Annotated in this window: 26 protein-coding genes, 1 tRNA gene and 2 rRNA genes; 9 read left to right on the forward strand and 20 right to left on the reverse strand. The window is 42.3% G+C overall.

The features are described from left to right. The 8 genes from AC19MX_RS05295 to rimI all read left to right on the forward strand — a co-directional run. Positions 1-100, forward strand: a 23S ribosomal RNA gene (locus AC19MX_RS05295); the annotation flags it as partial. A 168-nt stretch (positions 101-268) separates the two neighbouring features. Beyond that, positions 269-384, forward strand: a 5S ribosomal RNA gene (gene rrf / locus AC19MX_RS05300). A gap of 249 nt (positions 385-633) precedes the next feature. Next, positions 634-933 carry a transposase gene (locus AC19MX_RS05305; protein WP_498296866.1) on the forward strand — a complete coding sequence of 100 codons (300 nt, stop codon included), beginning with the start codon at positions 634-636 and terminating at the stop codon, positions 931-933. 636 nt (positions 934-1,569) lie between these two features. After that, positions 1,570-1,646, forward strand: a tRNA-Trp gene (locus AC19MX_RS05310). 777 nt (positions 1,647-2,423) lie between these two features. Then, a complete protein-coding gene (locus AC19MX_RS05315; protein ID WP_498296867.1) occupies positions 2,424-2,663 on the forward strand; it encodes a thioredoxin family protein in 240 nt (79 codons plus the stop codon). A 672-nt stretch (positions 2,664-3,335) separates the two neighbouring features. After that, positions 3,336-4,331 carry a permease gene (locus AC19MX_RS05320; RefSeq protein ID WP_498297247.1) on the forward strand — a complete coding sequence of 332 codons (996 nt, stop codon included), beginning with the start codon at positions 3,336-3,338 and terminating at the stop codon, positions 4,329-4,331. A gap of 106 nt (positions 4,332-4,437) precedes the next feature. Next, positions 4,438-4,809, forward strand: a complete 372-nt coding sequence (locus tag AC19MX_RS05325; protein ID WP_498296869.1) for a hypothetical protein — start codon at positions 4,438-4,440, stop codon at positions 4,807-4,809. Then, positions 4,796-5,251 (forward strand): ribosomal protein S18-alanine N-acetyltransferase, encoded by a 456-nt coding sequence (gene rimI, locus AC19MX_RS05330; protein ID WP_498296871.1) that lies wholly within the window; start codon positions 4,796-4,798, stop codon positions 5,249-5,251. The genes AC19MX_RS05325 and rimI overlap by 14 nt, the downstream gene beginning before the upstream one ends. A 109-nt stretch (positions 5,252-5,360) precedes the next feature. On the opposite strand, the gene lipA is transcribed toward rimI, so the two are convergent. The 14 genes from lipA to leuS form a co-directional block, all read right to left on the reverse strand. Next, positions 5,361-6,326: a lipoyl synthase gene (gene lipA / locus AC19MX_RS05335; protein ID WP_432399484.1), complete on the reverse strand. Its 966-nt coding sequence runs from the start codon at positions 6,324-6,326 to the stop codon at positions 5,361-5,363. Continuing rightward, the gene (gene lipB / locus AC19MX_RS05340; protein WP_432399483.1) at positions 6,326-6,976 is read right to left on the reverse strand and encodes a lipoyl(octanoyl) transferase LipB; all 651 of its coding nucleotides are present in this window, start codon (positions 6,974-6,976) and stop codon (positions 6,326-6,328) included. Before lipB ends, lipA begins: the two co-directional genes overlap by 1 nt. Before the next feature lie 84 nt (positions 6,977-7,060). Further along, positions 7,061-7,327, reverse strand: coding sequence for a DUF493 family protein YbeD (gene ybeD / locus AC19MX_RS05345; RefSeq protein ID WP_160054041.1), 267 nt, complete (start codon positions 7,325-7,327; stop codon positions 7,061-7,063). A gap of 137 nt (positions 7,328-7,464) precedes the next feature. Next, positions 7,465-8,676 carry a serine hydrolase gene (locus tag AC19MX_RS05350; protein ID WP_432399482.1) on the reverse strand — a complete coding sequence of 404 codons (1,212 nt, stop codon included), beginning with the start codon at positions 8,674-8,676 and terminating at the stop codon, positions 7,465-7,467. A gap of 129 nt (positions 8,677-8,805) precedes the next feature. Continuing rightward, the gene (locus AC19MX_RS05355; RefSeq protein WP_498296872.1) at positions 8,806-9,624 is read right to left on the reverse strand and encodes a septal ring lytic transglycosylase RlpA family protein; all 819 of its coding nucleotides are present in this window, start codon (positions 9,622-9,624) and stop codon (positions 8,806-8,808) included. Between the two features lie 10 nt (positions 9,625-9,634). After that, positions 9,635-10,630, reverse strand: coding sequence for a lytic murein transglycosylase B (mltB, locus tag AC19MX_RS05360; RefSeq protein WP_498296873.1), 996 nt, complete (start codon positions 10,628-10,630; stop codon positions 9,635-9,637). A gap of 14 nt (positions 10,631-10,644) precedes the next feature. After that, a complete protein-coding gene (gene rodA, locus AC19MX_RS05365; protein WP_498296874.1) occupies positions 10,645-11,766 on the reverse strand; it encodes a rod shape-determining protein RodA in 1,122 nt (373 codons plus the stop codon). Next, positions 11,748-13,604, reverse strand: coding sequence for a penicillin-binding protein 2 (gene mrdA, locus AC19MX_RS05370; RefSeq protein ID WP_498296875.1), 1,857 nt, complete (start codon positions 13,602-13,604; stop codon positions 11,748-11,750). Before mrdA ends, rodA begins: the two co-directional genes overlap by 19 nt. A gap of 128 nt (positions 13,605-13,732) precedes the next feature. Then, entirely contained in the window at positions 13,733-14,203 is a 471-nt protein-coding gene (rlmH, locus tag AC19MX_RS05375) for a 23S rRNA (pseudouridine(1915)-N(3))-methyltransferase RlmH (RefSeq protein ID WP_432384832.1), read from the reverse strand. Beyond that, complete coding sequence (rsfS, locus tag AC19MX_RS05380) at positions 14,203-14,532, reverse strand: ribosome silencing factor (RefSeq protein WP_498296877.1); 330 nt, start codon at positions 14,530-14,532, stop codon at positions 14,203-14,205. The genes rlmH and rsfS overlap by 1 nt, the downstream gene beginning before the upstream one ends. Positions 14,533-14,633: 101 nt before the next feature. Next, on the reverse strand, positions 14,634-15,269 hold the full coding sequence (nadD, locus tag AC19MX_RS05385) for a nicotinate-nucleotide adenylyltransferase (RefSeq protein ID WP_498296879.1): 636 nt from the start codon (positions 15,267-15,269) through the stop codon (positions 14,634-14,636). Between the two features lie 39 nt (positions 15,270-15,308). Beyond that, entirely contained in the window at positions 15,309-16,343 is a 1,035-nt protein-coding gene (gene holA / locus AC19MX_RS05390) for a DNA polymerase III subunit delta (protein WP_498296881.1), read from the reverse strand. Further along, positions 16,343-16,837 carry an LPS-assembly lipoprotein LptE gene (locus tag AC19MX_RS05395; RefSeq protein WP_432399475.1) on the reverse strand — a complete coding sequence of 165 codons (495 nt, stop codon included), beginning with the start codon at positions 16,835-16,837 and terminating at the stop codon, positions 16,343-16,345. Before AC19MX_RS05395 ends, holA begins: the two co-directional genes overlap by 1 nt. 140 nt (positions 16,838-16,977) lie before the next feature. Further along, positions 16,978-19,569, reverse strand: coding sequence for a leucine--tRNA ligase (leuS, locus tag AC19MX_RS05400; protein ID WP_498296883.1), 2,592 nt, complete (start codon positions 19,567-19,569; stop codon positions 16,978-16,980). Positions 19,570-19,689: 120 nt separating this feature from the next. Between leuS and AC19MX_RS05405 the strand changes: the two genes are divergently transcribed. After that, complete coding sequence (locus tag AC19MX_RS05405; protein ID WP_432399473.1) at positions 19,690-20,190, forward strand: zinc ribbon-containing protein; 501 nt, start codon at positions 19,690-19,692, stop codon at positions 20,188-20,190. A gap of 15 nt (positions 20,191-20,205) precedes the next feature. Here the strand turns inward: AC19MX_RS05405 and AC19MX_RS05410 are convergent, their stop codons facing one another. The 6 genes from AC19MX_RS05410 to miaB form a co-directional block, all read right to left on the reverse strand. After that, positions 20,206-20,496 carry a DUF6482 family protein gene (locus AC19MX_RS05410; protein WP_432399472.1) on the reverse strand — a complete coding sequence of 97 codons (291 nt, stop codon included), beginning with the start codon at positions 20,494-20,496 and terminating at the stop codon, positions 20,206-20,208. A 181-nt stretch (positions 20,497-20,677) separates the two neighbouring features. Then, positions 20,678-22,240 carry an apolipoprotein N-acyltransferase gene (gene lnt, locus AC19MX_RS05415; RefSeq protein WP_498296884.1) on the reverse strand — a complete coding sequence of 521 codons (1,563 nt, stop codon included), beginning with the start codon at positions 22,238-22,240 and terminating at the stop codon, positions 20,678-20,680. A 3-nt stretch (positions 22,241-22,243) separates the two neighbouring features. Further along, entirely contained in the window at positions 22,244-23,122 is an 879-nt protein-coding gene (corC, locus tag AC19MX_RS05420) for a CNNM family magnesium/cobalt transport protein CorC (protein WP_432399470.1), read from the reverse strand. Positions 23,123-23,168: 46 nt separating this feature from the next. Beyond that, positions 23,169-23,639 (reverse strand): rRNA maturation RNase YbeY, encoded by a 471-nt coding sequence (gene ybeY / locus AC19MX_RS05425; RefSeq protein WP_498296885.1) that lies wholly within the window; start codon positions 23,637-23,639, stop codon positions 23,169-23,171. Beyond that, on the reverse strand, positions 23,636-24,700 hold the full coding sequence (locus AC19MX_RS05430; protein WP_498296887.1) for a PhoH family protein: 1,065 nt from the start codon (positions 24,698-24,700) through the stop codon (positions 23,636-23,638). The genes ybeY and AC19MX_RS05430 overlap by 4 nt, the downstream gene beginning before the upstream one ends. Before the next feature lie 438 nt (positions 24,701-25,138). Beyond that, positions 25,139-26,563 (reverse strand): tRNA (N6-isopentenyl adenosine(37)-C2)-methylthiotransferase MiaB, encoded by a 1,425-nt coding sequence (miaB, locus tag AC19MX_RS05435; RefSeq protein WP_498296889.1) that lies wholly within the window; start codon positions 26,561-26,563, stop codon positions 25,139-25,141. Positions 26,564-26,615 lie beyond the last annotated feature (52 nt).

Here is a 26,615-nt window from a genome sequence, read left to right on the forward strand (position 1 = left end):
TCTAAAGGGCCGTAGGAGACTACTACGTTGATAGGCAAGGTGTGTAAGCGTTGTGAGGCGTTGAGCTAACTTGTACTAATGACCCGTGAGGCTTAACCATACAACCCAGATGGGTTTTACTGATACGACTTAGTATTAGAATGGGGCACTTAAGCGGTGTGAAGAGACTCAAACAAGCTAAACTCTAGATAAGAGCATAAGCAATCAGCTTTCCGAATTATTATTTAATGCCTGATGAAGAATTAGTGCGTTAGATAAACAAAATTTGTCTGGAAACCATAGAGCTGTGGCACCACCTGATCCCATTCCGAACTCAGAAGTGAAACACAGTATCGCCGATGGTAGTGTGGGGTCTCCCCATGCGAGAGTAGGTCATTTCCAGGCGCCTAATTTACTCGAAAGAGTAGTGATAAGCCCGTTGCTAACGCAACGGGCTTTTTTACGCCTGCAGTTTAGTCAATAAGGTCGTAGAAAGAAGCATGATTGCTGTGTGGTCGATATGCCGATGCCCGAATAGGTCATTACCTGGCGCCCAATTTCCCTGAAAATAGGGTGATAATCTATTGTGGCTTAATGAATCTGTACACCGATATGAGGTAAACTCCTCCTTAATATAATACGGTGTATAAAGTAATGAAATCTCAACCCACTTACTCAACAGAATTTAAAATAGATGCTGCTAATCTCGTGATTAAGCAAGGCTACTCAATAAAAGAAGCTTGTGAGGCCACAGGTGTTGGTCCGACAGCAATAAGGCGTTGGGTGACTCAACTCAGGCAAGAATTTGAAGGTATTACACCATCAGGAAATGCCATCACCCCAGAACAACAGCGCATTCAAGAGCTCGAAGCCAAAATCAAGAAGATTGAATGGGAGAAAGACATCTTAAAAAAGGCTACCGCTCTCTTAATGCAAGACAGCATCAAACGATAGCATTAATTGAATCGTTATCAAGAGAGCAGAACATCGTTAAACAGCTTTGCTGTTTATTTGAAGTGCCCCGTAGTAGCTATCACTATCACCTTAAACATCGTGGTTTAGTGAGCCCCGAACGTGCAAGATTACGCCAACAGGCCATCTCAATACACAGTGATAGCCGAGGTGCAGCAGGCGCGAGAACAATAGCAGGCCAGCTAAATTAGTCAGGTGAAAATGTGGGTCGCTATCAAGCGGCGAATCTAATGGAGAGCTTCTGCCTATCAATAGTGAACCCGAGAAACATTATTGTGGTTTAATAAAATCAGTAACCGATAAGAGATAAATGCCCCTTAATATGGTGCATCAAGTCATGATATATTAGGCAGCGTACTCAAAAGTTTTTTAGGTTTATATCAGATATTTAACAAGGTTATTTATCTATGAAGCTCGTGATGCTAAGGTTTCGTCTCAACAGTATTAAGACGCTGAGTGATTCCCCAAAGTATTGGTATTATTGTTAGTTATATTTCAATATCACTTTTTTCTGCTTCAATAAACACGTTATTTTGCCTGAAAAAACTGCAATTGAGCTGATATATTGAAAAAATGCTTTACCTTTGGGGGCTGTTTTAGCATAATGCACTCGTCAACAGGGGTGTAGTTCCAATTGGTAGAACAGCGGTCTCCAAAACCGATGGTTGCGAGTTCGAGTCTTGCCACCCCTGCCAAATTTAGAAGGCCTAGCAGAAATGCTAGGCCTTTGTCTTTTCTGTAGTTTACTTCAAATTTCCTTTCTTTAAACTGATAAATTCAAGTGATGCAATATTGTTCATCTTTTCGTTGTCAGTAATTTGTTAGTCAAGGCTGCATCAAACATTTATGTACTGTGCAGGATAATACTAAACAAGCACTGTTTGCAGTTTAGTTAATGTTGATACTATCGACATTCGATCTTAGAAATAATCAAACATGTCGATTAAATCATCTTTCATAAACATGTTTTCTCTGTATGTCGATTGTATCAATATGAACACACAGAAATATCTTTATATCGAAAGTGTAGTTTTTAAGCATGGAATGGCGGCTGGCAAATAAACAAATATCAACCTCTAAATCTCTGCATAGTAAACGAGTAAATATAGCCTAAACAAAGAAGCCTACAAGGTCTGCCTATGACCATCTTTTTTAGTGGCTATTAAATTCAGAATTTAATCGGTCGCAATTTACCTATAACGTAATGTGTTGATCCCCTTGCTGATTAGACTTAACCATAACTTTATTTTGCCGCTATTTTAGTGAGTTTACTCTCTATATCTACCCCATTGCTCTTAAACATAGGAGCTTACAGTGGCCCTTGATAACCCTTTACAATACTAGGGTACATTGAGGACTGTTGAATAACTAAATTTAGTAACTGATCACATTAATAGACTGATTTTTGGCTTACTTTTGGTGAGATTATAAAATCGATAATGAGATTTTTTCTTAATCATAGGAGCGGTAAGATGGAAATCAAAATACTTGGTACGGGTTGCACTAAGTGTCAAAAACTCAACGATGTAGCAACTGAAGCTGCAAAGTCATTAAATGTTGATTTTAACGTGTCAAAAGTCACTGATATCGCGCAAATAATGGATTATGGCGTGATGTCTACTCCGGCCCTTGTGGTCGATGACAAGGTTCTATTAAGTGGTCGACTCGCTACCGTTGATGAAATAACTACTTTATTACAAGCGCATGTTTAGCTTTAATCATTTGAGTTTCCTTTATCTAAGTCGTTAAACATATTTGTCATTGGCACTATATATTCGATTTAGTGCCTCTGTAACAATTAGGCAGGTAAACGAACTGTGATTGTGGCAAACAATACAGGTAGTGACATAACTATGCCGACCTTTAAATAATAGCTCCAGATTATGTTTAATTTTTTGTGGCAAAATATGCTGCCATCACAAGGCGGCTAAGCTTCCAATTGGTTTGATTTCTCGGGCAAATCGCTGCCTATAATGTTCGCGTAAATCATCGCTTCTTTAATCACTCAAGCTGCTTTACTGCCATTAATTGATAAAGTGCCAACTGATACCATAGGCATGTTATTCATGCTTGACGATAACAATGCGACTCAAAATCCTGCAGCCATAGTAGCAACCCCAATTCCCTGTTCTGCGTATATACTCGACAAGTAATTAGTTAAATCTGCATTATACAGATCGTAAACCACTAAATAAATTCCAAGCAAAAAAGCTATTATTTGTCATGCTGCTCCCCGTATTACTTTTTAGTATCAATAATGTTTCAAAAATACGATCTATGACATATGAAATTTCATATGTAAGGAATATAGTATTTTTACCTAATTTCTTCAATGTATAAGCGTATTGATTACATCTTGCTTACGCTTTTAAGGCGGTCCAATGATGTTGCAAATTTTTTCTGATTTAGCAACGTGGCTCACTTATGGGATATTGAACTTAGATCCCTATACTAAGCTTGCTGACGCGATTCATTTCTTTATTGAAGATACCACTAAGATTTTTGCACTACTTGTGCTGATGATTTACGTCATCGCTCTGGTTCGAGCCTCCCTGAATGTTGAACGAGTGAGGGATTACTTAGCCGGTAAAAATCGATTTGTTGGTTATTTTATGGGATCTGTTTTTGGTGCAGTCACCCCATTTTGCTCATGTTCGAGTATTCCGGTCTTTCTCGGCTTTACCTCTGCGGGGATCCCCGTTGGCATCACCATGGCATTTCTTATTACCTCACCATTAATTAATGAAGTGGCTATTTTGCTACTCGTCAGTCTTCTCGGTTGGAAGTTTACGGTTATTTATGTGGTTGTTGGTATGTCAGTTGGCATACTGGCTGGGGCATTTTTAGATGCGATTCATGCCGAGAAATGGTTACAGTCATTTGCCGCCAAAGCGCTTGAAAAAGGTCAGGCACAAGCTAATCAGACTAATAGCGACATAATGCAATCAGCTATGACGTTTGCTCAGCGTCATCAATTTGCTAAAGATGAGACCTTAGACATATTTGGCCGAGTGTGGAAGTGGGTCATTATTGGGGTTGGACTTGGCGCAGCCTTGCACGGTTTTGTTCCTGATGGTTGGATAGAAACCCATTTAGGCAATGGTCAATGGTGGTCAGTACCTGCTGCTGTATTGATTGGTATACCTTTATACTCTAATGCCACAGGGGTTATCCCCGTTATGGAGAGCTTGATTATGAATGGCTTGCCCATTGGTACAACATTAGCTTTTTGTATGGCAACAGTTGCAGCAAGCTTTCCTGAGTTCATTTTACTTAAGCAAGTCATGCAATGGCGATTACTGATTATCGTGTTTAGTATTTTATTGATTTCATTTACCTTAATTGGATGGATATTTAATTTTATCAGTCCGATGTTGTGATCATTTTAAATATTACATGGGCTGATTGCGTGTGATGGGTCTCTTTTTACCGACGCGCTTAGCTGCTATGCTTGGCGGTGAATTAAATTCTAGCAATGAGAGCCTAATGGACCAATCAGCTTTTTTAGATGCGATGAACATTACTCGCTGGCGTAGTGCTGATAAGCCAAGTAAACCTTATCTTGTGCTGCATGATCTTGATGCCGATCTTAGCAACCTCACGCTAATGGTTGATGTATTGCAGTTATTGGGCGTAGAGATTGATCTGTGTGAGTTTGACTGTGAAATGGTCAAAGGCCCTCAAGTGGTTTGGGACATGCGTAAAGTTAAAGTTAGGCCGAGAGTGGCGTGGATTGTCAGTGCGCCGTTAAGCGACTTACCTGTAAACCCGCAAGAGAAGCGCCAACTTTGGCTGCAAATCAGCCAGCATCTTGATAAGCAACAAACAGATAAGGGTGAGCGTAATGCACAACACTGAAGCTTATATTCTTTCTGTGCTTAGTCTTGAAGATGTTACAGCAATGGCAAACATTGAAAAGCAATCTCATACTCATCCGTGGACAGAAGCAGGCCTAGCAGACTGTTTTAGCCCCTTATATCGTGCGGTTGGGGTCATGCAGCAAGGTGAACTGCTGGGGTTTGCGATTGTGCAGCAAATTATCGATGAAGCGACTTTGCTTGATATTTGTGTTGCGCCAGCTTATCAAGGCCAGGGGTTAGGATTATTACTGATTAGGCACATTTTGAGCGAAGCGAAACAAGCCCAGGCTGTTGTGATGATGCTTGAGGTACGTGAGTCAAATACTTCTGCTAAAGCTTTGTATGAGAAAGTGGGTTTTAGTGAATCTGGTAGACGCAAAAACTATTATCAAACCAGTGATGGCAATGAAGATGCTATTTTGATGGATAAAGCTTTATAAGCTTTATTTATCCTTACTCTTGTCTTTTACTTGATATTGCAGATATAAAAAACAGCGCTTGAGCGCTGTTTTTTATTGGTCAAAAAAGGTTATTTACCCAGATCTCGGGTTATTTAACTTCTTTACCCTGAGCTTGTAAGTCTGCATGGTAGCTTGAGCGAACCAAAGGTCCACAAGCTGCATGGGTAAATCCAATGCTGTCAGCCAGCGCTTTTAACTCATCAAATTCTGCAGGTGGCACGTAACGCTCAACTGGTAAGTGGAATTTAGATGGTTGTAAGTATTGGCCTAGCGTAAGCATTTCGACGTTATGCGCACGAAGATCATGTAATACTTGCGCGATTTCTTCGTTAGTTTCACCCAGACCCATCATTAAGCCCGACTTAGTCGGTACATTTGGATGACGCTCTTTAAAGCGTTTAAGTAAGTCTAACGACCACTGATAGTTAGCACCTGGACGTGCTTTACGGTAATGCGCAGGCGCTGTCTCTAAATTGTGGTTAAACACATCTGGTGGCTCAGTCGCTAAGATGTCTAACGCTGCGTCAATACGGCCGCGGAAATCAGGCACTAGAATTTCGATTTTGATTTCAGGGTTCAATAAGCGGATTTCTCGGATACAATCAGCAAAATGTTGCGCGCCGCCATCACGTAAATCATCACGGTCTACTGAGGTGATAACCACATACTTAAGCTTCATATCTCTGATAGTTTCAGCTAACTTTACTGGCTCTTGCGCATCAGGTTTTAATGGACGGCCATGGGCAACGTCACAAAATGGACAACGACGGGTACAAATAGCGCCTAAAATCATAAAGGTCGCCGTACCGTGATTAAAGCATTCAGCTAAGTTAGGGCATGATGCTTCTTCACAAACAGAATGTAATCCATTTTTACGAAGTGCTGCTTTTATATCAAGAATACGTTGATTCGACGCCGGTAACTTTACACGTAACCAATCCGGTTTACGTAACATCGTTTCGCGCTCAGATGGCACGACTTTGACAGGAATTCGCGCGACTTTTTCAGCATCACGCAATTTAACACCTGGTTGTAATCTTTCAGGCCTATTCATTATTCTGCTAATCCTTGATGATGTACAAGTTGTTGATAGCCCATAATTTGGCTAAAGGTTTGGATTAATTTATCACCGGCAATTAGCACGGTTTGCGGTCCACCTAAGGCTTTACATTGCACCATTTCTAAACCGGCATAACCACACGGATTAATACGTTGAAACGGCGCTAAATCCATGTCGACATTGAGTGCTAAACCATGGAATGAACAACCTTTACGAATACGCAGCCCTAAAGAAGCGACTTTTCTTTCGTTTACATACACGCCAGGTGCATCGGCTTTAGCATAAGCTTCGATATTGTATTGGCCCAGCATATTAACAATACTTTGCTCAATATTGTTAACCAATTGGCGCACGCCTATTTTATTACGTTTGATATCAATAAGTGGATATACCACTAACTGGCCTGGACCGTGATAGGTGACTTGGCCGCCACGATCTACCTGAATAACGGGGATGTCGCCTGGGTTAAGGATATGCTCGCTTTTACCTGCTTGGCCTTGGGTGAATACTGGCGAGTGCTCAACAATCCATAATTCATCCTGGCTGTTTGAGTCTCGAGTGTCAGTATATTCCTGCATAGCATGCCAAATCGACTCGTAGTCTTGCATGCCTAAATGGCGAACGTGCAGTGTATTTGCTTGCAAGGGCAACGTCTCCCCTAGGTAAATGGTGTGATTAATTCCTGAGTATTATACTCAAGTTTTACGCAAATGCTGACTCTATTTGAGTTACAGTACGCGTTTTACACCGTCAATGGCGGCAAGATCGATATACGCTTTTTCGATGTGTTCTTTACTGGTGACGGTAATACGGATTGTGACCGAATAGTAACTGCCTTTGCTTGATGCTTTTACTGTTGGTACATAATCACCAGGTGCAAGTTGTTGTGCGACTGCGACAACGCGGTCAGCAAGTGTGTCATCGGCATCACCAATCACTTTGAATGGACATGAATTAGGAAATTCCATTACTTGGTCAAAAGTTGTATCTAACATTGGCTACTCAATTGGGTTGGCTATGACTTAAATATGGTGGCGATTATACCCGATTCAAGTCTTATCGACCTGAAAAAATTAAAGTCGCAAAAATGCGACTTTAATTTGTTGATTCAACGGTGGTTTACAAAACCGACTTATTCGAACCAGCCAGCAAACATTTGCTTAAAATAATCCATTAGCTTACTAAACCAGCTGCCTTCTTCAACAGCGTTTAATGTCACTAGCGGGTATTGAGCAATATCCTGACCATCAAGTTGGAAATATACTCGGCCTACAGTTTCACCTTTAGCGAGTGGCGCCGTTAACTCTTTGGTTAATTCAAAGTTAGCTTGTAAATCTTTCGCTTTACCACGGTTGATGGTGATTGGCGTGTCAGTCATTACACCCAAATCAACGGTTGCTCTGTCACCATACCAAATATTTTGGGTAACAAAAGTGTCACCAGCTTTGTAAGGGGTAATCGTTTCAAAAAAACGGAAACCGTAGTTAAGCAGTTTTTTACTTTCCGCTTTACGTGCAGACTCGCTTGCTGTGCCCATTACGACCGTAATTAAACGCATACCTTCGCTAGTACCAGATGATACGAGGTTATAACCTGCGCCAGAGGTGTGTCCGGTTTTAATTCCGTCAACATTTAAGCTTTTATCCCACAATAAGCCGTTACGGTTGTACTGTTTAATACCGTTGTAAGTAAACGATTTTTCAGAATATACACGGTATTCTTCTGGTACATCACGAATAAGTGCTGCGCCTAATAACGCCATGTCGTAAGCGGTAGTTTTATGATTGTCTGAATCTAAACCGTGTGAGTTTTCAAAATAACTGTCTTTCATGCCCAATTGCTTGGCCCATGAGTTCATTAAGTCAACAAATGCACCTTCGGTACCTGCGATGTGTTCAGCCATCGCCACACACGCATCGTTGCCAGATTGAATAATAATACCGCGGTTTAAGTCGTGTACTTTGACCGTCTTACCCACTTCAATAAACATCTTAGATGAGTCTGGGAAGTTTTTTGACCAGGCATTTTTGGTGATGATAACATCGTCATCTAATGAAATATTACCTTCACGAACTTCATGACCAATCACATAACTTGTCATCATTTTGGTCAAGCTAGCTGGGTTTAAGCTTTCGTAAGCATTTTCTTCTGCGATAACTCGGCCAGAATTATAATCCATTAACACATAAGCTTTAGCCGCAACACTTGGCGCATCTGGGGTTACCATCGGAGCGCGATTCGGTGTTGGACGTGGATCTGGTTGCGGGGTAGCAGCAAGAGAAGAAAAAGACACTACTGATGCAAAAAGCATTGAAGTGAGTTGAGCGGTCTTAAAAGTCATCATGAATTAGGCACGTCTCTGGTTAGTCGAAGAAAAGACAAAAAATCAATTTTAATAATTGTTAATGATTATACATGAGTAGACAACCATTTCGCATTAAGGTTCTTTCATTCTCGGTGAATCATCACCTTGTTAAGGCACAATAAAGCTTTGCGGATAACCTTCAGCTTGCAATTTATCGAGCAACTTATTGGTTAAATGAATTTGCTTAACTGGCCCAAGTTGTAATCGGTGAATACCATTCGATGAGCTTACTCGTGAGGACACTGAATATTTATTTTCAAGTTGTCTTGCAAGCATGTTCACGCGTAATTTGTCTTTTGAGGCGGCGACTTGAATAAAATGGTTGTCGTTATCTTTTAAATCACTGATGACTCGTTGCTCAGGCGATGGCACATAAACGGTTTCGATTGCTACTCGCGCAGTCCCTTTTGCCAGCATGCCTAGGTGGTAAGCACCAGCGTATGATAAGTCGATAACACGGCCGTCATGAAACGGGCCTCTATCGTTCACTCGAACAATAATTTGCTTATTGTTGTCTAAATTAGTGACTTTAACATAGCTCGGTAATGGTAAGTTTTTGTGTGCGGCAGACATGGTGTACATGTCATATGTTTCACCATTTGACGTTAAATGGCCATGAAACTTTGAACCATACCAAGAGGCATGGCCTTGCTCTTTAAAGCCTTTACCCGAATCGAGTACCTTATAACTTTTGCCTAACACGGTGTAATCGCGATTACCTTGGCGGCTGTATGGTTCATATTTAGGTTGGGCATTTTTAACCAGGCTCACATCTGGCGCATCATCAGGGTAGCGATCGTCAGCCATTTGGTAACGACTTTTACTGCCTGCTTTTTTAGTTGGACTGCTGCTGTCATTGGACGAACAACCAAAAAGCAAGACGCTACAACACGCAGCGAACAAAATATGGCGAAAAGATATTTGCATGTTGATTTACCTAGCGTTGATAGTGAGCATTAAGCTGCTGGCTAAATTGATAAACCGCCATGGCATAAAGTGGGCTTCTGTTATATCGGGTAATGACATAAAAGTTTTTAAGTCCTAGCCAATATTCCGCATTGTCTGGCTGATCTAACTTTACTAATAATGCTTTTTGCGATGCATCAATATCTTGATTATTCGCTAAGCTTAGACTTGGGCTGAGAATGTCAGACACCTTATAGTGGAGCTTTTCTTTGGTCCAAACTTTAGCTTTAGGTGCTTGGTTTGAAGTGTGGTTGAGCAACAACGCTACCGGTTGACCTTTTTGCCAGCCATGTTGATGGAAGTAATTTGCCACACTGCCAATTGCATCGGCTTTGCTGGTTAATAAATCTCTTCTGCCATCACCATCAAAATCGACAGCGTAATGACGATAGCTTGAAGGGATAAACTGACCGTAACCCATCGCTCCAGCATAAGAGCCTTTTAAGGTGCTGTTATCGAGCTTTTCTTCTTTAATGAGCGCCATTAAGTTAGCGTATTCACTACGGAAAAATGTTGCGCGAGGTGGGTAATAAAAGCCTAAAGTGTATAACGCATCTTGTACACGGTGGTTGCCCATGTATCCGCCGTAAAAGGTTTCAATCCCAATAATGGCAACAATAATTTGTGGGTCTACGTTAAATTTCTCGGCAGCTTTACTGATCACCGCATGGTTTTCTTTCCAAAATGCTAAGCCTTTTTCTAAACGCTTATCGGTAAGAAAAATAGGGTAATACTGATGCCAAGGTTTGGCTTCCCAAGGTTTTGTCATGGCGTCGATGATGCTTTGGTCAAATGTTGACGTCGCTAAAAACTGTTCAACATCTGCCTGACTGGCACCTTTACTGACTTGTTCTTTTACAAACGCGTTTTTGAGTGTTTGTGGATCACTATCTGTTGCTGCATTAACATGTAAAAAAACACTGCAAAGCAATGTTAGGCTGGCGATTTGTACTGTGATTTTAGCCATCTTTACTGTAGTTCCTATCTGTCGACAAATCGTCTATGTGTTTGAATGCTCATTAAAATACCAAACCCAGTCATTAAGGTTAGCATGGAGGTTCCGCCATAACTAATCAGTGGGAGTGGTACGCCAACTACGGGCAGAATACCCGATACCATACCAATATTAACAAAAACGTATACAAAAAATGTCAAAGTGATGCTGCCCGCTAAAAGCCGTGCAAAGCTAGTTTGCGCTTGCGAGGCAATAATGAGCCCTCGACCAATCACAAATAAATACATTGAAAGTAAAAGTAAGCTACCAATTAAGCCAAACTCTTCACCTATCACTGCAAAGATAAAGTCGGTGTGGCGCTCTGGTAAAAACTCTAATTGTGACTGAGTTCCATTAAGCCAACCTTTACCCCAAAGACCGCCAGAGCCAATCCCAATTTTTGATTGAATAATATGATAACCCGCGCCGAGCGGATCTTGCTCTGGATTAAACAAGGTTAATACCCGAGTACGTTGGTAGTCGTGCATTAAGAAAAACCACAGCACTGGCAAAAACAATAACACTGCAGTCACAGCGCCACCGACAATGAGCCAACTCATTCCTGACATAAACAACACAAATACACCCGATGCAGCGACCAGAATAGAGGTGCCTAAGTCGGGCTGTTTAGCAATAAGTAAGGTGGGAATTAGTAATATCACCACGCCGCCAGCAAGGTAGCGCTTTTTAGGCGGTAATGGGAATTTACTGATGTACCAGGCCATCGTGATTGGGAAGGCTAATTTGATCAGCTCTGATGGCTGAAACTCCATAAACCCTAGGTTTAACCATCGTTGTGCTCCTTTATTAATGGTGCCAAATAACTCGACTCCCACTAATAGCACTACCCCCGCCAAATAAATCGGTAACGCCCAGCGTCTTAATATTTCAGGGTTAATTTGCGCAAAACAAAACATAACTCCAAGCGATAAGGTCATACGCACTAATTGGCGTTCCATCATTGCTGGGTCTTCGCCACTGGCTGAATAAATCACAAATAAACCGAATAGCATGAGCACTAAAATGCCACTGAGTAGCGGCACATCTATGTGTATCTTTTGCCAAAATGACTGTTGGTGTGGATGATTATTCAAGGTTTGATGGCCCATTCGTCACGTAAAATATACTCATCGAGTAATGCTCTTGCTAATGGGCCAGCGTTTGCGCCACCCCAGCCAGCATTTTCTAATACCACGGCTAATACAATGCGTGGGTTTTCGTAGGGAGCATAAGCAATAATCAATGCGTTATCGCGAAGGTGTTCTGCGATGGTATCGGCATTGTATTTTTGGTCTTTGGCAACACTGAATACCTGAGCGGTACCGGTTTTCATTGCTGCGGTGTAAGTGGCATCAGTAAAACGCGATTTGTCTGCGGTTTGACGCATTGCTTCATTGATGATGTCCCAATTGCGCTCATTTTTAAGTTTAATTGGTGCTTGCTCATCAATGGGGGTGTCAATTTTTACCGTATTGTTTTTAAAAGATTTTAACAAGTGTGGCGTAAAACGCTTACCTTTATTAGCCATGATCGCTGCCGCGTTAGCTAATTGCAGTGGTGTTGATGTCCAATAACCTTGACCAATACCGACAGAAATCGTGTCGCCATTATACCAAGGCTGGTTATAACGCATGCGTTTCCAATCCCTTGACGGCATAACGCCGTCAGACTCTTCAAATATATCAATGCCGGTACTTTTACCAAAGCCAAACGGCTCCATAAAGGTGGCCATTTTATCAATACCGACTTTATAGACTAAGTCGTAGAAGAAAATATCACATGAATCGACAATAGCATGGTACACATCGACCCAACCATGCCCCCATTTTTTCCAGTCGCGCCATTTACGCTCAACACCAGGCATTTGCCAGTAACCTGGATCCCATACTCTTGTGCGTTCGTTAATAATTTTTTCTTCTAACCCGAGCAAAGCCACATGCGGTTTAATGGTTGATGCAGGGGAATATTGTCCTTGGGTAGAGCGGTTTATCAATGGGCGCGATTTATCATTCAATAAGTCGGCATACGCTTTACTGCTAATGCCATGCACAAATGGATTTGGGTCGTATGATGGGCTTGAAATCATCGCCAGTACGCCGCCATCGCGAGGATCTATTGCCACAACAGAACCACGGCGTCCGGCGAGTAATTCCATGGCCTTTTGCTGTAGTTTTAAGTCTAAGGTTAAGTAAATATCTTGCCCAGGAAGTGGCGGGGTGACTTTTAAAGTGCGGATCACTCGGCCACGGTTATTGACCTCTTCTTCAAGGTGGCCTGGAATGCCATGGAGTAAACCCTCATAGTATTTTTCAATGCCTTGCTTACCAATATCTTTGGTGGCCGCGTAGTTTTTCCATTGCTGGCTTTTTTCAAGTTGCGCTTTATCGCGGGTGTTAATTTTACCTACGTATCCAAGGACATGAGTCATGAGTTCGTTGTAAGGATAGTGACGCTTTAAGCCTGCTTCAACGTAAATGCCAGGAAACTTATATTGGTTAACGCTGAAGGTTGCTACTTGCTCTTCAGTTAGTTTGTTTTTAATGGTTAACGGCTTGAATCGTCTATGAAACTTCAGTGTTTCGGTGATGTTTTCGCGTTCATCTGGTGTGAGTTCAATGAGTTTGTTGAGCTCATCTAACGTTACATTAATGTTTGATACTTTTTCAGGGATTAGTTCAAGCGAATAATACGGTTGGTTTTCAGCTAACAGCACACCATGACGGTCGTAAATGAGTCCGCGACTGGGAGCGGTAGGTACTACACGGATGCGGTTGTCGTTTGAACGCGTTTCGTAGTCTTTATAAGACACAACTTGTAGATGATAAAGATTGGACAAAAGCACACAAAGTAGTGCAAAAACGCAGAGGAATGTAAAGAATGCACGACGTTTAAACAACGCAGCTTCTGCGGCGTGATCATGCATGGTAATGCGCTTTTTTGGCGACACTTATGCTTTCCCCGTCGTTATTAAATGGAAGGTTAAATAAAAAAGATCACTTTAGCAGCTGATGAATATGAAAAAAAGAGTTGCATGATAATCATTATCGATAAGGCTAATTAACGGTACAACTAAGCTTATTCTCTGTGATACGGATGGTTGTTGTTTATGCTCCATGCGCGGTAAAGGCTTTCAGCAACAATAACCCTGACCAAAGGATGCGGTAGGGTTAAGGCCGATAAACACCAGCTTTGGTTGGCCGCCTCTTTACAAGCAGGTGAGAGTCCTTCTGGGCCACCAATCAGTAAGCTGACATCTCTGCCATCTAATTGCCACTTTGTCATTTGCTCAGCGAGTTCGGGGGTTACCCAATTTTTGCCAGGTAAATCTAAGCTAACAATATGGTTACCTTTGGCTACCGCCGCTAGCATTAATTCGCCTTCTTTATGTAAAATTCGGGCGATATCTGCATTTTTTCCGCGTTTACCCGCAGGGATTTCGATAAGTTCCAAAGCCATATCTCTTGGAAAACGGCGTTGATATTCTTCGAAACCTCGGGTAACCCAGTCAGGCATTTTGGTGCCAACGGCAATAAGCTGTAACTTCATTAGACGCTGTGTTCAGACCACAGTTTTTCAAGCTCGTAATAAGCACGAGTTTGTTCTTGCATAACATGCAAAATAACTGAACCTAAATCAACCAGTACCCATTCGCTGCTGTCACGACCTTCAACGCCAAGAGGCTGTTCGCCAGCGTCTTTAGCTGACACGACAACATGCTCTGCGATAGAACGAACGTGAGTTTTTGATGTACCAGTACAGATAATCATTGTGTCTGTAATGGTTGACTGTTTAGACACGTCTAAAACAGTAATGTTTTTTGCTTTTAAATCATCGATTTTATCGATAACGAAATCTTTTAGCTCGGTGCCTTGCACGCGATGTACCTCATTAGTAAAAATTAACGGAGTATTATACTCAAATTCACTGTGAATGCGCAATTAAGCTTATTTAATCCACGGTAAATTAATCTTTTGAGTTATCGATAAAGCTGGTGCTGTTCAATATAGTCGCGTGTCGATGGATGTAATACGGATTGGGTATCGGCGTTTTGCTGTAATCGCTGGCGGATTTCTGTAGAGGAAATATCAATAAGCTGACTGTTTACACTGAATATTTTACCGTGTTTAGTCTGGTTTGATTGATTTGCATCATGGATAGTAGCTTGTCTAAATAGCAGTTCCTTGGCCATTTCGCTGTGGGCGTCCATAGTCCATCCAGGGCGCTGACATAATGCAATGTGACACAATGAAAACAGCGATTGCCATTGATGCCATAGCGGCAACTGGATAAATGAGTCCATTCCCATAATAAAAAAGAACTCATGCTGTGGGTATTGTTGGGTCAATAAGGTCAGGGTGGTGACACTATAGGAAGTGGTGTCTCGATTGATTTCGATATCGCATAATTGAAACTCAGGGTAATGCTGACACACGAGCTTGACCATCTCAAGGCGATGAAAGCTGCTGACCATAGTAGTATTTTTATGGGGTGGAATATGGTTTGGCATTAACCAGACTTGGTCTAAATTGAGTTGCTGTTTGACGTCTAAGGCTGGATTGATATGTCCTAGATGGATGGGGTCAAAAGTGCCGCCCAATATACCAATTCGCATGTATAGTCCTTTCTTTTAGGTAAAACCAGTCGGTTAACTCTAATCAGTTAACTCGATGTGAGCCAATCTATTGTGGGCGCGTGGATCAAACAAAATGCAAAAATGGCTTAAGCCAATCCAGTCTTCGATGCCTTTTTGTTTCAGGTTTAACTCAAGTTTTGAGGCAAAAGCGAGCATGTGTTCGATATGGTCAAGGTCTAACCGTGTCAGTGCGGCTTGATACAGGGGTTTACGTTTATCCCAAATTCGATATTTGCCCCACAATTGATTCAGTTGTTCGCCATTATGTTGGGCAAGTTTGAGTGTCAGCAGTAAATTAATCTCTTTAAATAATGCCCACATCAAAATAGGCATAGCAGTCCCTTCAGCTTGTAACTGTGACAGCATGTGCTGGGCCTGTTTTTGATGGTTTGCCAATATGGCATCACACAATTGAAACACGCTAAAACGAGATTGGTCTTCAAAATATTCGCTGAGTTGCTCTGGCGTAATATTTTGTTTCGGGCTAAGCAGTTGCAGCAATTGCATGGCTTGTTCAGCTGCGAGTAAATTACCCTCAAATAACGTAAACAACATGGCTTTGGCATCATGATGCACTGTGAGCTCGTAATGGGTAATTCGTACGTCTAACCAACGCTCAAATTGTTTACCCTCAGGTGTGGTACAGGGTAAATAGATACCTTTAGCGTCGAGCGATTTAAACCATTTGCTGTTGGTTTGTTCTGCACTGGCCTTAGGGCCTTGCACAATTAATAACATATCTTGATTAGGATGTTGTAACAGGGTTTGAAATGCCGCAGCTCCGTCGGTGCCGGGTTTACCTTGTGGCAGGGTTAATTCTATTATTCGCCTGCTAGCAAATAAACTCATGGCTTGCCATTCTTGGGTTAAATCTCCCCAATTGAAACCGGTCTCCTGGCTGAGCTGAACACGCTCTTCAAAACCTTGTTTTTTAGCTGCAGCTAAAATTTGCTGCTTACTATTTTCAATCAACCAAGGATCATCGCCAAACAATAAAAAACAATCAGGTAAGTTTTTTAAATGTTGTTTTAGTTGATCGGGGTACACCCGCATTATTGCGCTCCAATTGATGCCAGGGTTTGAATAATGTAGTCGGCTGCTTGTACTCGCATTTCTTTTAACAACAATTCCATTTCGCGACTTTTGGCCAATGCGGTACGTGGATCGTCTTGATAATCACGACGGATTTCGGTGTCAAACTCTTGTGGTTCTTCTCCCGGTAGTGTAACCGAGTAATGGACGACATAAATAAGTTCGTATTCTGCCACGTTACCGGTTGGATACAGTGACAAGGTGGCACGTTCTAATGTGTCAGTAATTAATCGCAAGGTCGGCGTTTTTTCTGCTGCATCAACAAGGCTAATACGGTTGATGCGTAATCGGTCGCGCACCAAGCGGGTTAATTCGCTGTACTCATCGCTACTACTTAAATGTAACTCGGCTAATTCTGCTGGAATAGAGTAACTGCGTTGCAGTTTAAAGCCACAACCGGCACTCGTCAGTAGTACCATTGTCATTATGGCTAAACAGATATTTTTGGCTAGCATAGTGAGGGGAGGCATCCTTGTATATTGACATGGTTAACATAAATAACTTACCGCTATAAGGTAAGTTATTTTACTGCTAATAATATTACAACCTGTGAGAGTTGCTCACTCTCACAGGGTATTGCTGTAGTGGTTAAGGATTAATTAGCCACAATGCTTAACAGTTTGCCTGGCACGTAAATCACTTTACGTATGCTTAAGCCTTCAGTGTGTTTTTGTACATGTTCGTCACTCATACCTAATGCTTCAACATCTTCTTTAGATGCGTCTGCCGCTACGGTTATTTTTGCACGTACCTTACCGTTAACTTGAACCACAATCAGTTTACTGTCTTCAACTAATGCAGACTCGTCAACTTCTGGCCAGCGGCTGTCTTCGATGTTGCTTTGGTTCCCGAGTTCTTTCCACACGGTAAAGGCAATGTGCGGCACGATTGGGTAAAGTAAGCGTGTCACTGCAGAAAGCGCTTCAGCAAGTAAGGCACGATCTTGTGCGCTTTCTTGTGGTGCTTTTAGCAAATGATTCATCAATTCCATTACTGAGGCAACGGCGGTGTTAAACATTTGACGACGCGCAATGTCATCGCTGACTTTCGCTATCGTTTTGTGTAGTTCACGACGAAGGGCTTTTTGATCAGCATTTAACTTGCTGGTATCAAGTGCTTCTGTTGGGCCAGCAGCAACATGGTCGCTTGCCAATTTCCAGAAACGCTTAATGAAGCGGTGTGCTCCTTCAACGCCAGACTCTTGCCACTCAAGTGTTAGCTCTGGAGGCGATGCAAACATCATGAATAAACGGACGGTGTCAGCACCGTACTTTTCGACCATCACTTGCGGGTCGATACCGTTATTTTTTGACTTTGACATCTTGCTCATGCCGGTGTAAACCAGCTCATTGCCTTGACTGTCTACGGCTTTAAGAATACGGCCTTTATCGTCTTTTTCTTCTACGGTCACTTCTAAAGGTGACACCCAAACTCGGGCACCTTTTTCGTTGGTATAGTAATAGGCGTCTGCCAGTACCATGCCTTGAGTTAATAACTGTTTAGCCGGTTCATTGCTGTTCACTAACCCTGCGTCACGTAATAACTTGTGGAAGAAGCGGAAATACAACAAATGCATACAGGCGTGTTCGATACCGCCAATATACTGATCTACAGGTAACCAGTAGTTCGCTTTAGCTGGGTCTAACATTTCATCTGCATGAGGGCTACAGTAACGCGCGTAGTACCAAGATGATTCCATAAAGGTATCAAAGGTATCTGTTTCACGGGTTGCTGGCTGACCGTTGACTGTGGTTTCGGCCCAAGCCTTGTCGGCTTTAATTGGACTTTGAATGCCATCCATTACCACATTTTCTGGCAGAATGACGGGTAATTGGTCTTCAGGTGTAGGTACCACAGTGCCATCAGCAAGGGTAACCATTGGAATTGGTGCGCCCCAATAACGCTGGCGAGAAACACCCCAGTCGCGTAAACGGTAGTTTACTTGACGTTTACCTTTGCCTTCTGCGGTTAATCTAGCATCAATGGCTTCAAAAGCCGCTTGAAAATCTAAGCCGTCTAACTCTGGGAATGCATCGCCTGAATTAAACACCACACCTTTTTCGGTGAACGCTTCTTTGCTAACGTCTACGTCGCCATCTACTGGCTTAATGACCGCTTCAATAGCTAAGTTGTATTTAGTCGCAAATTCATAATCGCGTTGATCATGAGCAGGCACTGACATTACCGCACCCGTGCCGTAATTCATTAATACAAAGTTAGCGACCCAAATTGGCACAAGTTTACCCGAAATAGGGTGAACAGCTTGCAAGCCAGTTGCAACGCCTTTTTTCTCCATTGAGGCCATCGCAGCTTCAGTGGTGTCAGCGTTTTTACATTCTTCTAAAAACTCAGCTAATTGCGGATTGTTTTCAGCAGCTTGTATGGCAAGTGGATGACCTGCTGCAATGGCAACATAAGTCACGCCCATTAATGTATCTGGACGGGTGGTATAGATATCAAAGCTGTCGTCACGGTCAGCAACGGCAAAGGTCATTTCGATACCTTCACTGCGGCCAATCCAGTTACGTTGCATCGCTTTAACCTGTTCAGGCCAGCCATCTAACGTATCGATGTCGTTTAGCAATTCTTCAGCGTAGTCAGTGATTTTAATAAACCACTGTGGAATTTCTTTTTGTACCACTTCTGTGTCACAACGCCAGCAACAGCCGTCTTGTACTTGCTCATTCGCCAGTACCGTTTCGTCGTTTGGACACCAGTTTACAGATGATGTTTTTTTGTAAACTAAGCCTTTTGCATACAACTGAGTGAAAAACCACTGTTCCCAACGATAATACTCAGGTGTACAGGTGGCAATTTCACGGCTCCAATCATAACCAAAACCTAATAACTTAAGTTGGTTCTTCATGTAGTCGATGTTTTCGTAAGTCCACGGTGCTGGAGAGGTCTTGTTATTGATCGCGGCATTTTCAGCTGGCAGACCAAATGAGTCCCAACCAATCGGTTGCAAAACATTTTTACCTTGCAAACGTTGATATCGTGCTACAACATCACCTATGGTGTAGTTACGAACGTGGCCCATGTGAAGACGGCCTGAAGGATACGGAAACATAGAAAGACAATAGAATTTCTCTTTGCTTTCATCTTCAGTGACTTCAAAGGTTTTATGTTCTTGCCAGTGCTTTTGCACTAAGGCTTCAATTTCTGAGGGATTATATTGTTCTTGCATCAATCTATTTCCGGCCATGCCGCCCATTGTTTGATCTAACGCTCAACAGCGCGATTTATAACTGCATAGAATAAACCAGAAGTGATCTATTAAAAAGGTGCGTATTAAGGAGTATTACTTATGAGTGGAAAAAGTTCAGCACTATTAGCCTTATATCAATCATTATTCGAACAGGTTAAAACCAAGTTCGATCAAGATAACTCATTGACTGCTAAAAGTTTGTTTAAGTCAGTCACTCAAGGAAAAGCATATCTAAAACTAAAATCAAATGCCGATGAAGAAGAGTTAGCCTTAGTAGAAGAATTTTTAAAGCGAGACATAGCAGAGTTCTTAAGTGAGAAAAATGCCGATAATTTAAGTTTTAGCCCGATGGTGATCGGGATTGAAAATACATTATGGCAATGGCTCAGTGAAATTACAGACCGTAGCCAAGTGGAGTGGCATGAGTTATTACAAGATTTTAAGCATCACGGTGTGTACAAATCAGGGGAAATCATTAACCAAGGTAAGTTGACATGCAATAAGTGTGGTCACGAAATGCAAATCGATTTTCCTGGTGTTATCCCCGATTGCCCTAAATGTGATTATGATGAGTTTTCACGTGAACCACTGACACCATAATCATCCATTGTTAGCTTAAAACTCGACTCGGTAACGGCAATGTTGTGTGCTGCTGTTACCGATCATTTCATCATACGCCGTTTGGATTTGTATCATGGCGTAATGTATCCCTTGCTGTTTAAGCAACACTTCCGCTTGTGCAATTGAATTAAGACTCATTAATTGACCTGTTTTATCACGAGCACTTTTAAAGTTACCTTGCTCATCTTCTATTCCAAGTAAGTAATGATTTGAATCGGCATAACTGATAATGGTTGGATGAAGCGTTTGCTGAGTGATGGCTAACTTGATTTCAGACAGTTGCATAGTAACCTCCATTTGTTGTGTAAGGGTTATTACGATGTCTAGATAAATATAGTTCAATATTTAACCGATGATTAACAGGGCGGTAAAATTTAAGATAAAAAAATAGGCTACCTCAATGAGATAACCTATTTATCGTAGATGTTTATTTATGCAGATTATTTACGAAGGTTATTTACGAAGGTTATTTACGAAGATAATTTGCCACACCCATAAATAACAGTAAGCCGCATAAAATGAGCAAAGGTAATTGGCCTATTTTTCTAAACCAGGTTTCACCTTTGTAAAGCGCAACATTAGCAACCAGCACGCCTGTTTCAAATTGCGGAATCGCATCGGTAATGCGGCCATGGGGGTCAACGACAGCGGTGACGCCATTGTTAGTACCACGTAATAAAGGTTTACCCATTTCGATAGCGCGCATCTGGGCGATTTCCATGTGCTGTAATGGCCCGTTAGATGCGCCAAACCAGGCATCGTTTGAAACCGTTAATAGCATGTCTGTTTGATTGGTCACGCTTGCTCTTACTTGCTCCGGAAAGACAATTTCGTAGCAAATGGCAGGGGCAATTTGATATCCCACCGCGGTAAGGTTTTTTTGAGTGTAGTCACCCCGTTGAAACGATGACATAGGTAAATTAAAAAACGGTGCGATGGGCCGAAGTAAGTCACCAAAAGGTACAAATTCGCCAATAGGCAGTAAATGATGTTTTTTAAACTCATTTGTGCCATTACTCTGGTAATCAGCACTCGGTTGCTGCTTTTGATTGTGGTTACCCAATACAATTAGCGAGTTATAAAAATCTTGTTGCTGGTGGCTAATAATACCGGTAATGATGGCCGTGTTATTGATGTTGGCGACTTGGTTGGCATTAGCCAAAAAGTCTTCAACCATGGCTTCTGGTGCAGGAATTGCCGCCTCTGGCCAAATGACAATATCAACGCTTGATGTCTCATCAAACTGGGCGCGAGTGAGATCCATGTATTTCAACATTGTTGGCCACAGCGCATCGGGTTCCCATTTCATGCTTTGGGGAATGTTACCTTGCACTAAGGCAACTTTGACGGATTTACCGCTTGGCGCTATAGGGTTTAACTGTGGTGCAGCCCACGCGCTTAACACTAGAATGGGGATAATAATTAATACAGGCAATATACGCTTTTGCGTGAGTAACATTAATGCACCCGCGACGAGGGCAACAATAAAACTTAGCCCGAGAGCACCAATAAAGCTGGCCAGTTCGCTCAATGGCCCAAGCGTTTGGCTGTAACCTGCCCATATCCACGGAAACCCAGTTAATACCCAACCTCTTAGCCACTCAGTTAATACCCATAATGCAGGGAACAAGCCTAAATAGGTTAAATATGGGGATAACGCGTGTTTACGTGTGTTAGATAATTTATTGAGCAAATACCCACAAACAGCAGGATAAATGGCTAAATAAAGTGCCAAAATGGCCATCAATGTCATGGAGACTACAATCGGCATGCCGCCAAAGGTATCAATACTGACATGTACCCAACTGATGCCCACGACAAAACAACCAAAACCAAAACAAAGCCAGTAATACAGGCTTTGTTTCGCATTTAAAGATTGGCTTTGCCATAGTGCAAAAGTCAGTGCGAGTGGGAATGCGGCCCATATTTCGTAAGGCGCAAAAGATAATGCAGTGCTGGCGCCAGCAATAAATGCTGTCACCAGACTGACAATACTCAAAGATGAGTATATAAATTGATTTTTAAACACGATTTAGTTGTCGAATTCTTCGCTGGTATTTGGGTCGGGTAGCTTAACACGAAGTTGCACTAAACGGCGGTTATCTGCGTTGATGACTTTGAATTCGATATTGTTGATAACAATACTTTCATTACGCTCAGGTAAATGGCCGAAAGCGTGTGAGACTAAACCACCCACGGTGTCGAACTCTTCATCGCTAAAGTTAGTGCCGCACGCTTCGTTAAAATCATCAATTTCGGTTAATGCTTTAACCATAAACACGGTGTTACTGAGCTTTTTGATTTCGGTGTCTTCCACTGAATTGTGGTCAAATTCGTCTTCAATTTCGCCGACGATTTCTTCCAAAATATCTTCAATGGTGACAAGACCTGATACGCCGCCGTATTCATCAACCACTATGGCCATATGATAACGTTGCGACCGAAACTCTTTGAGTAATACATCAACACGCTTACTTTCTGGTACCACCACTGCAGGGCGGATAACTTGAGAAAGTGTGAAAGGTTCGTCAGATTGCTTAAAACCGTATTTGATTAAATCTTTGGCAAGTAAAATGCCTTCGATATGGTCTTTATCTTCGTTGACGACAGGGAAGCGAGAATGACCAGATTCCATGACTATTTGTAGAAATTCATCGACGGTCGAATCTATTTGAATGGTTACTATTTGTGACCGCGGGATCATGATGTCGCGCACACGCAGGTCGGAAACCTCTAATACACCTTTAATCATTTCGCGGGTGTCTTCGGTTATCAGGTCGCGCATTTCAGCGCCTGCAATGACGTCGACTAAGTCTTCGCGATTTTGAGGTTCGCCCTGAAATAATTGGTTGATTTTATCGAACCAGCTTCTCTTGTGGGCGTTTGTACTCGGGGGGATATCGTCACTCATAATATTTTTCTAAACAGGGGCTATCTATCAGATATGCCTCGTTTATTTATGCTTCCTTATAGGGGTCTGAAAAACCTAAGCCTTCAACAAGTTGGGTCTCTAATGACTCCATCTCATCGGCTTCCTCGTCGATAATATGGTCATAGCCCAGCAAATGCAAGCAGCCGTGTATGACCATGTGCGCCCAGTGGGCATTTAAGGGTTTATTTTGCTCGCTTGCTTCTTGCTCGACAACCGCAGCACAAATCACTAAATCACCTAAAAGTGGGAGTTCGACTTCTGGTGGCGCTTCAAATGGAAACGACAATACGTTAGTGGGTTTGTCTTTGCCGCGATAAGTCTTGTTAAGCTGTTGGCTTTCGGCAATCTCAACCACTCGAATAGTGAGTTCAACTTCATCCATGGTTTGGCCAATAGCAGTGCGAACCCAGATTTCAAACTCTGCTTGAGTTGGAATCGCTGCGTTGTCGACGGCAATTTGCAGGTCAAGATCTAACAATATGGCTTGTTGGCTCATTGCCCTAGTTCCTGTTTTTCTTGTTGTTGACGTTTTTGCTCGCGCTCACGATAAGCTTGCTCTTTTGCTGCTTTTTCGATTTGCTCTTGTTGCTCGAATGCTTCATAAGCTTCAACGATACGAGCCACCACTGGGTGACGCACAACATCCTGGGCGACAAAGAAATTAAAGCTGATTTCAGGCACTTCACTCAAGACTTCAATGGCATGACGCAAACCCGATTTTTGGCTGCGGGGTAAATCGATTTGAGTAATGTCACCGGTAATGACTGCGCGTGAATTAAAACCTATACGGGTTAAGAACATTTTCATTTGTTCTACCGTGGTATTTTGTGCTTCATCTAAAATGATAAACGCATCATTAAGTGTACGGCCACGCATGTAGGCGAGAGGTGCAACTTCAATAACGCCACGTTCAATGAGTTTTTCGACCTTTTCAAAGCCCATCATTTCAAACAGGGCATCATAAAGTGGACGTAAATATGGGTCGACTTTTTGGCTTAAGTCGCCAGGTAAAAAGCCAAGTTTTTCACCGGCTTCAACCGCAGGGCGTGTCAGTAAAATACGGCGCACTTCTTGGCGTTCATAAGCATCTACTGCGGCGGCAACGGCTAAATAGGTTTTACCCGTACCGGCAGGGCCAATACCAAAGCTGATGTCGTGGCGAGTAATGTTATGCATGTACACGCTTTGATTAGGCGTGCGCGGCTTAATGACGCCACGCTTCGTTTTAATGTGCACGCTGCTGTCATCGTTGTCTTGCGAAGCTTCAAGATTAATGGCTTCTTGAATGGCTAAATGCACGACTTCTGGCTCTAAGTCAGGTGTGCTGCCCTTAACGGTTTGAGTTTCGATATACAGTTGGCGTAATAAATTATTAGCATTTAGCGCGTTACGCGGTAACCCGACAATAGTGAAGTGATTATTTTTATGAATAATCTCAACGCCTAAGCGACGTTCAAGTTGTTTGATATTGTCGTCAAATGGGCCACATAATGAGGCTAAACGGCGGGTATCTGAAGGTTCTAGATACAAGTTCATGGTCGTGACTTTAGTGGTCAAATAATGCTCCAGTGTTTAGTCGGTAACAACAAAAAATAAAGAGACGGTGTGATGTTCACAGTTTACGAGTGTCTTTATTGAATTACCATAATATGACGAATTTTAGGCAAAATTAAAGGCGGACTAGCCGCCTTTATTATAGTGCTGAAACCTGTGGCCTGTTGATCTTTCAAGGTTGCTTTTGCAGCGAATTGTTGGCCATTACTCACATATACAACCGCGCGGCAGATACTTTGAGGTGTAGTTATTCTACATAAAAAGTCGATAACGCAGTAAAAATGGTCAACAAACGCTGCCCGAAGGGTTCGGCTAAAAACGTTTTACTCTTTGTTGAATGAATTTTGCTTAGATGACTAGGCATCAATCCATTCGCCTCGATTAAAATGTTTTTAACTCGAACAAAATTTAACCAGCAAAGACCAACAGGCCCTAATAGATTTATGGCTTGTAGTGGGTTACACCTAAAGCGTCATCTTGTTTGTGTTTAGCTAAAATATCAGACGGACGTAAACTGCGACGCAGATCCATTTCACTTTCGCCACGAATAAATTCGCCACGCAATGAGTTGGTGTACACGTCAACAATTTTCACATCAACAAAACTGCCAATGTGAGTGTGCGGCGCTTCAAAGTTCACCACACGACTGTTTTCAGTACGACCGCGAAGCTCCATTGGATTCTTTACTGAAGGCCCTTCAACTAAAATACGTTGCACAGTGCCTAGCATGTGGCGGCTGTAACGCATTGCTTGTTGGGTAATTCGGTCTTGTAAAATCGCTAAACGCTGCTTCTTTTCCTCGTCGCTGACATTATCTGGCAAATCAGCCGCAGGCGTGCCTGGGCGCGCGCTGTAGATAAAGCTAAAGCTGTGATCAAACGCGACATCTTCAATAAGCTTCATGGTGTCAGCAAAATCATCTGCTGTTTCGCCCGGGAAGCCAATAATAAAGTCTGAACTGATTTGAATGTCAGGACGTGCCTTACGTAAACGACGAATGATTGACTTGTATTCAATGGCCATGTGGCCACGCTTCATTTGCGTTAAAATACGGTCAGAACCAGACTGTACCGGTAAATGTAAGAAGCTGACTAATTCAGGCGTGTCTTCGTACACATCAATAATGTCTTGGGTAAATTCAATCGGGTGGCTAGTGGTAAAGCGTAAACGATCGATACCGTCGATTGTAGCGATTAAACGCAACAATTCTGCAAAGGTGCAGATTTCATCGTCGTGAGTCGCACCGCGATAAGCATTAACGTTTTGGCCAAGCAAATTCACTTCGCGTACGCCTTGAGCCGCTAATTGAGCTACTTCAAGAATAATGTCATCTAATGGACGACTTACTTCTTCGCCGCGAGTATAAGGCACTACGCAGAAAGAACAGTATTTGCTACAACCTTCCATAATCGATACGAACGCAGTAGGGCCGTCAGCACGAGGCTCTGGTAAACGGTCAAATTTTTCAATCTCGGGGAAACTGATATCGATAACCGCTTTTTCGCCACGTTGGATCTGTTCGATCATCTCAGGTAAGCGATGTAAGGTTTGTGGACCAAAAATAATGTCGACGCATTGAGCGCGATCTTTAATGGCTTTACCTTCTTGTGAAGCTACACAACCACCAACCCCAATAATTAAATTAGGATTTTTGTCTTTTAAAGTTTTCCAACGCCCTAGCTGATGGAAAACCTTCTCCTGTGCTTTTTCACGAATAGAGCAAGTATTAAGCAGCAATACGTCTGCTTCGCTCGCGTCTTCGGTCAAGGTATAGCCTTGATAGTCGTCTAATAAATCAGCCATCTTAGATGAGTCGTACTCATTCATCTGACAGCCCCAGGTTTTAATATGAAGTTTTTTACTCATCAGTGCTCGCCGGTAAACAACAGTAAAAATAGCGCGATATTTTACCTGTTGT

The sequence above is a fragment of the Shewanella sp. MF05956 genome (assembly GCF_059758055.1).